This window comes from Geomonas oryzae, assembly GCF_004117875.1.
Taxonomy (GTDB): domain Bacteria; phylum Desulfobacterota; class Desulfuromonadia; order Geobacterales; family Geobacteraceae; genus Geomonas; species Geomonas oryzae.
Window position 1 is genome coordinate 751504 of the sequence record NZ_RAHW01000002.1, and the last position, 12461, is coordinate 763964.

The window sequence follows — 12461 nt, forward strand, 5'->3', positions numbered from 1 at the left end:
GCCTTGATGCGAGACGACGAGACCCAAAGACCGTCACCGGAGACCCTGCTCAGGGTGGCGCAGGCTGAGGAGGCCCAGGCAGCGAAGGGGAAGCTGAAGATCTTCCTCGGTTACGCCGCCGGTGTCGGCAAGACCTACGCCATGCTTCAGGCCGCGCACGAGCGCCTGCACGACGGCCGGGACGTGGTGGTGGGATACGTGGAATCCCACGACCGCAGCGAAACCGACCTCCTGCTCGAGGGGCTCGAGGTGGTCCCGAGGGCCCTGGTCGAATACCTCGGCGTCGCCCTTCCCGAGCTCGACCTCGACGCGGTGCTCGTCAGAAGACCGCAGATCGCTTTAGTCGACGAACTCGCCCACACCAACGCCCCCGGAAGCCGTCACCCGAAAAGGTGGCAGGACGTCGAGGAAATCCTTTCCGCCGGGATCGATGTCTACACCACGGTGAACATCCAGCATTTCGAGAGCCTGCGGGACGTGGTGGCGCAGATCACCGGGGTCGTGGTCAGGGAGAACGTTCCCGACTCGATCCTCGACCAGGCCGTGGAGATCCGGCTGGTGGACATCCCCCCCGAGGACCTTCTGCAGCGCCTCAAGGAGGGGAAGGTCTACATCCCGGAAAAGGCGGCGCACGCCGCGGAGAACTTCTTCAAGCCCGGGAACCTGATGGCGCTGCGCGAGCTCTCTTTGCGCCGCGCCGCCGCACGCGTGGACGACCAGGTGCGCGCCTACATGGAGTCCCGCTCCATCGCCGGGCCCTGGCCGGTGGCGGAGCGTCTCCTCGTCTGCGTGAGCGGCAGCCCCTTCAGCGAGACCCTGATCCGCACCACGAGGCGCCTCGCCGACGACCTCAAGTCCACCTGGCACACGGTCTACGTCGAGACGCCCGGCGGCGGAAAGCAGATCCAGGAGAACCGGGAACGGGTCTGGAAGGACCTGCGCCTGGCCGAGAGCCTGGGAGCCCAGGTGGCGAGCCTCACCGGCGCCTCCGTTCCCGAGGCCCTCATCGACTACGCGCGCAAAAACCACGTCACCAAGATCGTGGTCGGTAAACCGACCAAAGCGAGGTGGCGGGAGTTTCTCCGTCCTCCCCTCGTGGACCAGGTGATCCGCCTTTCCGGCAGCATCGACGTCTACGTGGTGAGCATCGCGCCGGCCGAGACGGTGAAGAAGGAGGGGGTGCCGCACGCGGCTGGCAAGCGCCCACCGCTGTCCGGTTACCTGAAGAGCCTGGTGCTCGTGCTGGCCGCCTCGCTCGTGTGCCAGCCCGTCCACGCCTTCCTCGCGCCTACGAACCTGGTGATGATCTACCTCCTCGCCGTGGTGCTCGCGGCGCTGCGCCTGGGGCGCAAGGAGGCGACCTGCACCGCGTTTTTAAGCGTCCTCGCCTACGATTTCTTCTTCGTCCCACCGAGGTTCACCTTCGCCGTCTCCGACACCCAGTACCTGATCACCTTCTTAGCGCTCTTCGTGGTCGGCGTCGTTATAAGCACCCTGGTCTCGCAGACCCGCGAGCGGGCCGAGGCGATCCGCCAGCGGGAGGCGCAGACCGCGACCCTTTACTACCTGAGCCGGGACCTCGCCGCGGTCTCCGGCCTCGACGCGATCCTCGATGCGCTGGTGCGGAACATCGAGGAGAGCCTGCAGGCGCAGGTGGTCGTGCTTCTCTCCGAAGGGGAGCGCCTCGAGGTGCAGGCCGCAAGCGGCGGCTTCACCCTGGGCGCCAAGGAGGCCGCCGTCGCGGATTGGGCCTTCAGAAACCGTGCGGCCGCCGGCAGGGGAACGGAGACGCTTGGTTCCGCGAAGCTCCTTTATCTCCCCTTGCAGGCAAGCGGCGACGTCTTGGGCGTCATCGGCATCAGGTTTCGCGAGGAGCGTGAATTCACCTCGCCGCAGTGCCGTCGGCTGGTGCAGGCCTACGCCGCCCAGGCGGCCCTCGCCGTGGAACGGGCGCAGTTCGCGAGACAGGCGGAACAGGCGCAGATCCTGAAGGCCCGTGAGAGCCTGGAGCGCGCCCTTTTGAACTCGGTCTCGCACGACCTGCGTACCCCGCTCGTAACCATCACCGGCGCGCTCGGCGCCCTGCGCGAGAAGGGTGTGGAACTTGCCGCCGAGGCGAAGAGCGACCTCCTGGAGGCGGCGTGGGAGGAGGCGGGACGGCTGAACCGTTTCGTCGGGAACCTCTTGGACATGACACGGCTGGAATCGGGCGCCCTGAAGGTTAAGGAGTCCCCCACCGACGTACAGGACCTGGTGGGGTGCGCCCTGGCCGTGCTGGAGCCGCACCTCGGACGGCGCAGCGTGGAGATCGCGGTTCCTGCCGGGCTCCCCCCGGTTCGCATGGACATGGTGCTCATGACCCAGGTGCTGGTGAACCTCTTGGACAACGCGCTCAAGTATTCACCGCCTGCAAGCCAGGTCGAGGTCAGCGCCGACGTCGTCGGGGAGCGGCTCATCATCGAGGTCTGCGACCGGGGGCGCGGCGTCCCGAGCGCCGACCTTGCCCACATCTTCGACAAGTTCTACCGTGTGCCGGTACCGGAAGGCGCGGGAGGGACCGGGCTCGGGCTCTCCATCTGCAGGGGTATCGTCGAGGCTCACGGTGGCACCATAGAGGCGCACAACCGCTCGGGCGGCGGCCTGCGCGTCACCGTCTCGCTCCCCGTCAACTGAAAAGGAAGGTGAAAACATGCAAAAGGTGAAAACCGACGGCGGCCGCCCCCGCATCCTCGTGGTCGACGACGAGGCGGCCATACTGCGCTTCCTGAAGAGCGCTTTGCCGGGCGAGGAGTACTCGCTGCACTTCGCAGAGAACGGCCACGCCGCGCTTGCCGCCGCCGCTGCGGCGCGTCCCGACCTCGTCCTGCTCGATCTCGGGCTTCCCGACCTGGACGGCGTGGAGGTGATCAGGCGGATCCGCGAATGGTCCACGCTTCCCATCATCGTGCTCTCGGTGCGCGACCGCGAGGACGACAAGGTGGCGGCACTAGACGCAGGCGCCGACGACTACCTGGTGAAACCGTTCGGGGTGGCGGAACTGCAGGCGAGGATCAGGGTGGTGCTGCGCCGCTCGCTGCAGCAGGCCCCCGAGCCGGTCTACCGCTTCGACGAGCTGGAGATCGATCTGCAGCGGAGAAAGGTCACGCGCGCCGGGACCGAGATCCAGCTCACCCCCACCGAGTACGACCTGCTGCGCCTGTTGGCGAACCACGCGGGAATGGTGCTCACCCACGGCCAAATCCTGAAAAAGGTATGGGGTAGCGCCTACGCCGACCAGCAGAACGTGCTCAGGGTGACCATGAGCAACCTGCGCCAGAAGATAGAGCCCGTCCCCTCCCGCCCCCGCTACATCATCACCGAGCTCGGCGTCGGCTACCGGCTGAAGTCGGCGTAACAGCCCTCCGCCGGTCGCCCCGCCCGAAGTCTCACCAAAACTTTCACGTCTTCGTAACACAACCACAAGAATTCTCACTTATGCTGCGGCCATCTCTAAGGAGGAGGCCACATGCAGCAAAGCCGTGCCAGGCTGGCCGACATAAGCAGGCGTGCCGTCGGCGCCCCGCCGCACCTTCCGGTGCAGGGAGTGCTTACCCTGTTTCAAAGGGACCCCGATCTGCTGAGCGTAGTCATCGAGGATGGGGGGGACTTCCGGGGGTGCGTGAACCGCAAGGAGCTACTGACCCTGTTGAGCCGCCCCTTCGCCATGGAACTCTACGCGAAGAAACCGGTGCTCACCCTCATGCAGGACCTGAAGGGGAAACGGATCGTGCTCCCGCCGGAGCTCGACGTGAACGAGGCCGCGGTGCGGCTCCTATCACTCGACCCCACCCTGCAAACCGACGCCTTCGCCCTGGTGGACGAAACGCGCTGCCGCGGCGTCGTCTCCGTTTCCGACCTGATGATGGCGGTGGCCGAGCGGCAAAAGGAGCTGCTGGGCGCGCTTGACCGCCTGAGTTCCCGCCTGCGCGAGGAGGTTGCCCTCGGCATGAAGATCCAGCAGGACCTCCTCCCCCCGCCCGACTATCATTTCGGCAGCCTGACCGTCGGGGCCGGGATAGCCACCTGTTCCGAAATCGGCGGCGACTTCTTCGATTATTTCAATGCGGGAGACCAGGTGCTCGGCATGGTGATCGCGGACGTAAGCGGCCACGGCGTGCAGGCCGGCATGGTCACCACCGCAGCCAAGGCGAGTCTCCACACCCTGGTATCCCTCGGCGTAACCACCCCTTCAGGGCTTCTTTCCGGCATGAACAGGGCGATTCTCGCCACGGCGCGCCGCAGCATCCTGATGACCTGCCTGATCGCCTGCGTGGACATGGGCCGAGGGGTGATCACCTTCGCCAACGCCGGACACAATTACCCGCTTCTGCTGCGTGAGGGGGTGGCGCGCGCCGAGCTGCTGGAGACGGAGTCCGGGTTCCCGCTCGGGTTCGACCGCAAGGCCTGCTACCCGGAAACGAGCACCGCGTTTTCCCCCGGCGACCTTCTTTTTCTTTACACGGACGGCCTGGTGGAAAGCGCGCCCCCAGGGGGGGAGGAGTTAGGCTACGGGCGGCTGCAAGAGCTGCTGGTCCGCGGCAGGGAGCTTGCCGTGGGGCGGATGCACGACTACCTCATGAGCGCCGTGGCGGGCTTTACCGGGAGCGGAGCGTTGGAGGACGACGTCACCACCCTGGCCGCCCGCTTCGACGGCTAAAAACCGTTCAACCGTGCCCTCTCCCTCCGGGAGAGGGTGCCCGAAGGGCGGGTGAGGGCGCGGCCACTCCGTAAGGGGATTGCATCTGCCGACGCCCTCACCCTAGCCCTCTCCCGGGGGGAGAGGGAACATGGACCTCCATAGCGAAAGACGATGACCGACTACAGGGAGAAACAAATGCAAAATGTCACCGTGCTATACAGCGATGAGACGGACCGCAAGGGATGGAACGAGGCTTTCCGGGGGATGTCGCACGTCATGACCGTAACCGCGGAGAACGGCCTGACCGGGGTGCTGGAAGGCCTGCGCGCCATGAGGGAGAACCTGCGCGTGGCGGTGATTTCCTCACGGCTGTACCCGTACCCACACCCGGGACTGGTCGGCTTGCTGCGCGAGCTGAACCCGGACCTGGAGGTGCTCCTGATCTCGCGGGAGGCTTGTGCACCGCCGCTTAAGCCCCTGCTCGAGGACCGTATCAGACACCTCTGCATTTTGCCGGGACAGGAAGGGGTGCACGAGGACCGACTCCCGGCGGTGATCGACATGCTGCTCAAGCAGCGTGGCTGGGACATCTCCTGCTGCCTCAAAGAGGGAACCGTGCTGCACTCCTACCGGTTGAGCTCCAGCGACGACAAGGAGGACCTGATCGCGAAGCTCGAAGAGCTCCTTTCCGGCGAGGGCGAAGAGATGGAACTGCTCAGGCAAAAAGGTGCGCTGCTCGCCGACGAGCTCCTGGAGAATGCAATGTACGACGCCCCCCGAAGCGGCTGCGGGGACCGTCTTTTCAGCAAGGGAGAGCGGCGCAGCATGCTGCCGCGGGAGGACATCGTCTTCAGCTTCGGCTTCGACGGCGAGACCCTGTCGCTCGCCCTCACCGACAACTGGGGCAGCCTGGACCCGGACGAGGTGCTCGAGTACCTGACCCGAAATGAAGAGGATGTGCTCGATTGCGGGGACCCCGGCGGCCGTGGCCTCTTCATCGTTTGGCGCTTCCTGGATCGCTTCCACGTCGCCGTGACGCCGGGCCACTTGACCAGGGTCGGCGGCCAATTGCATCTAAGGTCAACACTTACCCCCGAAGCGCCGCGGGGGTTCCACATCATGAACGGTTGTGAGGAGGTAGCTGCATGAATCTGGCAAATTACGTATCAAACGGAGAGGACTGCTTCATCCTGGAGGGGATCATCGACGCGCACGCCGAAGACGCGCTGAAAGAGATCCCGAAAAAGGTCAAACACCCGGTGGCGCGGTTCGACTTCAGCCTGGCCGGCCGCATCAACTCCATGGGGATCGCCCTCATCCTGCGCTGCTTCAAGGAGATCAGCGACAAGGCCGAAATCCGCATCGAGGGGCTGAACCAGACGCACAGCATGCTATTCAAGATGACCGGTGTATTCCTGCTGGCGGCACCGGTAAAGGCCCCGGTTGGGCGGAAGGAGGGGACGGCGTGAAGGTGATCAACTACTTGTTCGGAAGGCTCTTTCACGACATGGACCGGCCGCTCGAAAGGCTGCGGGAAATTCGGGACTCTTACAGGGAGCTCAACGTGGAAATCTACGGCGAGCAGTTGGCCCGCATCCTGAACGAATGGTAACTGCATCCGCAGCCCGCACCGACGGACGGTTCATCACGGAGAACGAACAAATGATGCAAGAGCGGTCAACGGACTGCCACGACAATTACAGCACCGACAGGGGCAGCATGCCTTTGGACGACATCGCTCCCGTACCGATCCGGCGGCTGCGCAGCTTCACCGGTCTTTCCAGTCGACGCAATGACGTGAGTTCCATGCTCTCCGCCACCATCGAAACAACCCTCGACGGCATCATGGCGGTCGACGCCGGCGGCGAAATCATCGCTTGCAACCGGCGCTTTCAGCAGATGTGGGAGATCGACGAGGAGATCCTGGCATCGGGGGACTCGAACCGGATGCTGATCTCCCTGCTCGGCCAGGTGCACGACCCGGTGCTCTTCTTCGAGAAGGTGACCGAGCTCTACTGGCAGCCCGACCTCGAGAGCTACGACCTGGTGGAATTGCGGGACGGCCGCTGGCTGGAGCGCTTTTCCAGGCCGCACTACGAGGACGGGAAGCTCGCCGGCAGGGTCTGGACCTTCCACGACATCACCGAACTGAAGAAGATGGAAAGCCAGTTGCTCCACGCGCAGAAGATGGAGGCGATCGGCACCCTCGCCGGCGGCATCGCGCACGACTTCAACAACATCATGACCGCCGTCATCGGCTACACCGATCTGCTGATGATGGAATTCAACCCTCCCGCTCCTTTCAGGGGATTCCTCGAGAACATCCACAGCGCTTCGAACCGGGCCATCGCACTGGTGAGAAACCTGCTCGCCTACAGCAGACAGGAACCGGTCTACACCGCGCGCATGGATGGCAACACCCTGGTGGAAAACATCGTGGTGCTGCTGGAAAGGCTGTCGGGCCAGTCCGTCACCTTCGAATGGCGTCCTTCCGGCTCACTGCAGACGGTGCTGGTGGATCAAGCGCAGATGGAGCAGGTACTGGTGAACCTGGTGACCAACGCCCGGGATGCCATGCCGGAGGGTGGCAGGCTCACGGTGACGCTGGACGGTGCGCTCCTTGGAGCCGATGACGTGGACGCCCACGCGAAACCGGGCCACTACGTCCGCATCTCCGTCTCGGACACGGGTTCCGGCATCGACGAGGCCACACGGGCCAGGATCTTCGACCCCTTCTTCACCACCAAGGAGGTGGGCCAGGGAACGGGTCTCGGGCTGTCCATAAGCTACGGCATCGTGAAACGCCACGGCGGCTTCATCAAGGTGGAAAGTGAAACCGGCAAGGGGACCACCTGCACGATCTTCCTCCCCAGGGCCGATGCCGCATGCCCGGAACATCATGAGGGGCGCCAGGGCGTACAGGACCACCAAACGACAGGGGGACAGGCCCCTGCGGAGCCAGTCCCCACCCCCATTTAGACCATCATCCTTACCCGCCTGAGCTCCTTTCGAACCGACCAAACAGCAGTAAAAGGTTCATAAACATTTAGCCAATCTGTAACAACGCTGTAACATTTCTCCGGCATCCTAGGACGCATTGAAGGTTCGAGCATGACGCGGCGGCCGCCCCCTTACCGGGGCATGCGGCAGCCCTTTACGGCTCGAAACGCTCCCGGAGGCAACACTTGGACATTGACGTACGCAGTTCCTACTGCACCAGTGAAACGGAGAACGACGTGGCGCGAGCGACGACGAAAAGACGTGAGCCGGACACGGCGAAGAGGCTGAACGGGGACGCGGTATTCCGCTACCTCACCACCTTTTTCGCCTTCAGCATCCTAGCGATACTCGCCCTCATGCTTTACGAGATGGCCGGTGAGAGCATGCCCGCCATCAAGGCGTTCGGGTGGAAATTCGTAAGTTCGAAGGACTGGGATGCCGTACAGGAGACCTTCGGCGCCCTCCCCTACCTGTACGGGTCGGTGGTTTCCTCGGTGCTGGCCCTTCTGCTCGCCACCCCCTTGAGCATCGGGGCGGCCCTCTTCATCACCGAGATCGCACCGGGGCGCCTGGGCTCCATCGTGGCGCCGCTCGTGGAACTGCTCGCGGCGATACCGTCGGTCATCTACGGCCTCTGGGGGGTGCTGGTCATGGCACCCTGGCTGCAGACCACGGTGCAGCCCTTCCTGATCGAGCACTTCGGCTTCATCCCGCTCTTTGAAGGAGCCCCTTACGGGGTCAGCATGCTCGCCGCCATCTTCATCCTGATGATCATGGTGGTCCCGATCATCACCTCGATCACCCGCGAGGTGCTCCTCGCCGTACCGCAGAACCAGAAGGAAGCGGCGATAGCGCTCGGCGCCACGCGCTGGGAGACCATCAAGATCGCCATCCTCCCCTACGGCAAGTCCGGCATCCTGGGCGCCGCGATCCTGGGGCTCGGCCGCGCCATCGGCGAGACCATGGCGGTCACCATGGTGATCGGCAACGCCCCGAACATCTCGCTCTCTCTTTTATCCCCGGCCTACACCATGCCGAGCGTCATCGCGAACGAGTTCGCCGAGGCGACGACCAAGCTGCACGCCTCCGCACTCATGGAGATCGGCCTCATCCTCATGGTGGTCACCCTGATCGTGAACGCACTGGCGAGACTTTTGATCTGGAGCGTCTCGCGTGAAGCCAAGGGAGGTGCGGCATGATGAACGGCATGGCTTTCCGCAAAGTGAAGAATCACCTGATGAGCTTCGTCATGCTCGCCTGCACCCTGGCGGTGCTCATCCCGCTCGCGCTCATCTTCGTACACATCGTGAAGATGGGGATCAGTTCGCTCTCGATCGACTTCTTCACCCACATCCCGGCCCCCACCGGTGAACCGGGGGGCGGCATGGCCAACGGGATGCTCGGCTCGCTCATCATGATCGGCGGAGCGTCGCTGATCGGTCTTCCCATCGGCATCCTGGGCGCCATCTACCTCTCCGAGTTCGGCGGCTCGCGGATGTCGACGACGATCAGGTTCGCCGCGGACGTCCTCTCCGGCACCCCCTCGATCATCACCGGCATGGTCGCCTACACCCTGCTCGTGGTCCCGATGAAGGGCTTTTCCGGACTTGCCGGTGCCGTGGCGCTCGCCATGATCATGATTCCGATCGTGCTGCGCACCACCGAGGAGCAGTTGAAGATGGTCCCGGGGTCGCTCAGGGAGGCCTCGCTCGCCCTCGGCGTCCCCTTCTGGCGCACGAGCCTCAAGGTGACCCTTAGAAGCGCCATGTCCGGCGTGCTCACCGGCATCCTGCTCGCGGTGGCTAGGATCGCGGGCGAGACCGCGCCGCTTCTTTTCACCGCCCTCGGCAACCAGTTCTGGAGCAAGAACGTCCTGCAGCCGATGGCCGCACTTCCCCTGCAGATCTTCAGCTTCGCCATAGCGCCCTACGAGGACTGGCACAAACTGGCCTGGGCCGGGGCGCTGGTACTGGTAAGCGTCATGTTCGGCTTGAGCCTCACCGCCCGCTACTTCAGCAGAAGCAGACAGGCGCACTAGTTCCACCCACGTTTTGACGGAAAAGACAGAGGATACGATGAACAACAAGGTAAAACTGGAACAGGTAAACATACACTTCGGCAAGACCCACGCGGTGCGTGACATCAACATGAGCTTCCCGGAGAACAGCGTCACCGCCATCATCGGGCCGTCCGGGTGCGGCAAGTCGACCCTTTTGCGCTCCATGAACAGGATGCACGACCTGGTCCCCTCGGCACGGGTCACCGGCAAGATCCTCGTCGACAACGGCGACATCTACGACAGGGGTGTCGATCCCGTCGCCATCAGGCGCCGCGTCGGCATGGTGTTCCAGAAGCCGAACCCGTTCCCGGCGATGTCGATCTACGACAACGTCATCGCGGGCTACAAGCTGAACGGAAGGCTGCCGCGCGAGGAAGCGGACGAGATCGTCGAGAGCTGCCTGAAGCGCGTGGCGCTCTGGGACGAGGTTAAGGATCGCCTGAAAAGCAACGCGATGATGCTCTCCGGAGGGCAGCAGCAGCGCCTTTGCATCGCGCGCACCATCGCGGTGAAGCCCGAAGTGATCCTGATGGACGAGCCCGCCTCGGCTCTCGACCCGATCTCGACCCTGAAGATCGAGGAACTGATCGAGGAGCTGAAGGAGCGCTACACCATCATCATCGTGACGCACAACATGCAGCAGGCCGCCCGCGTTTCCGACTACACCGCCTTTCTCTACATGGGGGACCTGGTCGAGTGCGGCGAGACGAAGAAGATATTCACCACCCCGGAAGAAAAGCGCACCGAGGACTACATCACGGGCCGTTTCGGCTAACACATAAGAGCGCCACCAAGGAAAGCGGAGAAGACATGGAGAGAGAACATTTCAGCAGACAGTTCGACAACGAGCTGAATCAGATACGCGAGAAGCTCCTTGAGATGGGGGGGAAGGTCGAGGCGATGATCGCCAACGCCATGAAATCCCTCGTCGAGCGCGACACGGAACTCGCCGAGCGGACCATCGCCTTCGATCACGAGATCAACACGCTCGAGATGGTGATCGACGAGAAGTGCCTGGAGGTTTTGGCCCGCCGTCAGCCCGCAGCGCGGGACCTGCGCTTCATCACCCTGGCGCTCAAGATCGTGACCGATCTGGAGCGTATCGGCGACCAGTGCGCCAACATCTGCAAGAGGGCGCGGGAGTTGAACCAGGAGCCGTCCCTGAAGCCGTACATAGACCTACCGCGCATGGCGCAGGCGGCTTCGGACATGGTGAAGGAGGCGCTCGACGCCTTCGTCCGCGGCGACGATGCCCTGGCCATCAAGGTCTGCCAGGACGACCAGTGCGTCGACGAATTGAACGAGCAGATCCAGCGCGAGCTTTTGACCTTCATGATGGGAGATCCGAAGTGCATCAGCCGCGCCATGAAGATCATCCAGGTCTCCAAGGGGCTCGAGCGCATCGCAGACCACGCAACCAACATCGCGGAGATGGTCATCTTCATGATCAAGGGGAAGGACATCCGGCATACCATCGCGTAAGAACTTGAAAAAAATCTAGGCAAATCCCCCCTGTCCCCCCTTCGCAAAGGGGGGGACGTTAGGGCCCATGCAGCGTCTGCTTCGGGCTTGATGGCTGGGCGGAATGGACTCATTGACAGAGTCGCCGAAGCGTCCCCGCCCCCGAAGGGGGAGGGACAGGGAGGGGGCGCGTAGCGTCGTTCTCCGGCGTCCCCCCTCCCAAACTCCCCCCTCCGGGGGGAGGAGTGAATAAAAAATGCCACGGCGGCTGCCGTGGCATTTTTCTTTAATGCCGCTGTTTTCGAGACGGCTATTCCACGTGGTGTTCGCCCGGCACGAGCAGCGCCGGAACTTCGATGCGGCGGGTGACCTGTTCGGCGGTGCTTCCCACCATCACCCGCTTCAGTGCCCCCTTACCCTGGCACCCCATGACGACTAACGAATAAAGCCCTGTCTTCCCCCTTGCAATGACTTCTTCCGCCGCATCGCCGCGTACCAGCTCGATGCCTACCTCGCTTGCCCTAAGCCGCTCCAGGCGTCTCTTCTTCGCTTCAAGCAGATACTGCGCATCCTCTTCGGTTCGTCCGTCCTCGGCGTCCTCATCCTTGGGAAGAACGTGCAAGAGCGTGATCGCCGCGCCGTGCTGCTCCAGTGCGATCTTGCCGAGGTAGTCAAGGCCACGCTCCGACGCTTCCGAGAAATCGGTGGGGAAAAGGATATGCCTGAACAGGCTGCCGCACCCATCCTCCCCTCCCCCTTGCGCGGCGACGTCGACTCGGTAAAGCAGCAGCGGCCGCAGGGTACGGGCCAGGAGAGCCGCGGACACGCTCCCCAAGGTGGCAAGCGCGATCACCGCCTTGCTGTGCGAACCGACCACGATCCCGCGCACATCATGCTTCACCGCAGCCGCGTCCAGGACCGATGCAGGCATGCCGTGAAGCACCTCGGCGGCAACGTTGATGCCATGCTCTTCGAGCATCTCCTTCTGTCTCCGAAAAACGCCCTCTTCCTCGGATGACAAAAGTGTTCCAGCAGCGGTTGCAACGGACTCTACCACGTGTACCAACACGATGTCTTTTGTGCCGATTTGCTGTAACTGGGCGGCACATGCGATGAGGGAAAATGAAGCAGGAGTCAGATCGGTGCAGACCATCATTTTTCTGAACATGATTGCCTCCTTTAGTACTGCTTGTTACATTCTCCAAGCTCTTAGGCAAATATCAAGTAAAGATGCACTCAATCACAGTGCGCGGATGAAGCAAG

The 12461-nt window shown here is 63.3% G+C and carries 12 protein-coding genes; 11 read left to right on the plus strand and 1 reads right to left on the minus strand.

Annotation, left to right across the window (positions count from 1 at the left end; all coding sequences use genetic code 11):
* Nucleotides 1–6 precede the first annotated feature (6 nt).
* From D6Z24_RS07860 to phoU, 11 genes are all read left to right on the plus strand, one after another.
* Complete coding sequence (locus D6Z24_RS07860; RefSeq protein ID WP_129126008.1) at nucleotides 7–2673, plus strand: sensor histidine kinase; 2667 nt, start codon at nucleotides 7–9, stop codon at nucleotides 2671–2673.
* A 16-nt stretch (nucleotides 2674–2689) separates the two neighbouring features.
* Complete coding sequence (locus tag D6Z24_RS07865; RefSeq protein WP_129126009.1) at nucleotides 2690–3394, plus strand: response regulator; 705 nt, start codon at nucleotides 2690–2692, stop codon at nucleotides 3392–3394.
* A 111-nt stretch (nucleotides 3395–3505) separates the two neighbouring features.
* Complete coding sequence (locus tag D6Z24_RS07870; RefSeq protein ID WP_129126010.1) at nucleotides 3506–4696, plus strand: PP2C family protein-serine/threonine phosphatase; 1191 nt, start codon at nucleotides 3506–3508, stop codon at nucleotides 4694–4696.
* 177 nt (nucleotides 4697–4873) lie between these two features.
* The gene (locus D6Z24_RS07875) at nucleotides 4874–5827 is read left to right on the plus strand and encodes a hypothetical protein (RefSeq protein ID WP_129126011.1); all 954 of its coding nucleotides are present in this window, start codon (nucleotides 4874–4876) and stop codon (nucleotides 5825–5827) included.
* Nucleotides 5824–6147 (plus strand): STAS domain-containing protein, encoded by a 324-nt coding sequence (locus D6Z24_RS07880; RefSeq protein ID WP_129126012.1) that lies wholly within the window; start codon nucleotides 5824–5826, stop codon nucleotides 6145–6147. Before D6Z24_RS07875 ends, D6Z24_RS07880 begins: the two co-directional genes overlap by 4 nt.
* A complete protein-coding gene (locus D6Z24_RS21615) occupies nucleotides 6144–6290 on the plus strand; it encodes a hypothetical protein (protein WP_198419517.1) in 147 nt (48 codons plus the stop codon). Before D6Z24_RS07880 ends, D6Z24_RS21615 begins: the two co-directional genes overlap by 4 nt.
* A gap of 50 nt (nucleotides 6291–6340) precedes the next feature.
* Nucleotides 6341–7657 (plus strand): two-component system sensor histidine kinase NtrB, encoded by a 1317-nt coding sequence (locus tag D6Z24_RS07885; protein WP_246014601.1) that lies wholly within the window; start codon nucleotides 6341–6343, stop codon nucleotides 7655–7657.
* 257 nt (nucleotides 7658–7914) lie between these two features.
* Nucleotides 7915–8877, plus strand: a complete 963-nt coding sequence (gene pstC, locus D6Z24_RS07890) for a phosphate ABC transporter permease subunit PstC (protein WP_407925414.1) — start codon at nucleotides 7915–7917, stop codon at nucleotides 8875–8877.
* Nucleotides 8874–9716, plus strand: coding sequence for a phosphate ABC transporter permease PstA (gene pstA / locus D6Z24_RS07895; RefSeq protein WP_129126014.1), 843 nt, complete (start codon nucleotides 8874–8876; stop codon nucleotides 9714–9716). Before pstC ends, pstA begins: the two co-directional genes overlap by 4 nt.
* A 37-nt stretch (nucleotides 9717–9753) precedes the next feature.
* Nucleotides 9754–10512, plus strand: coding sequence for a phosphate ABC transporter ATP-binding protein PstB (gene pstB / locus D6Z24_RS07900; protein ID WP_129126015.1), 759 nt, complete (start codon nucleotides 9754–9756; stop codon nucleotides 10510–10512).
* Between the two features lie 35 nt (nucleotides 10513–10547).
* Entirely contained in the window at nucleotides 10548–11219 is a 672-nt protein-coding gene (phoU, locus tag D6Z24_RS07905; RefSeq protein WP_129126016.1) for a phosphate signaling complex protein PhoU, read from the plus strand.
* Between the two features lie 289 nt (nucleotides 11220–11508).
* Here the strand turns inward: phoU and D6Z24_RS07910 are convergent, their stop codons facing one another.
* Nucleotides 11509–12366 (minus strand): universal stress protein, encoded by an 858-nt coding sequence (locus D6Z24_RS07910; protein WP_129126017.1) that lies wholly within the window; start codon nucleotides 12364–12366, stop codon nucleotides 11509–11511.
* Nucleotides 12367–12461 lie beyond the last annotated feature (95 nt).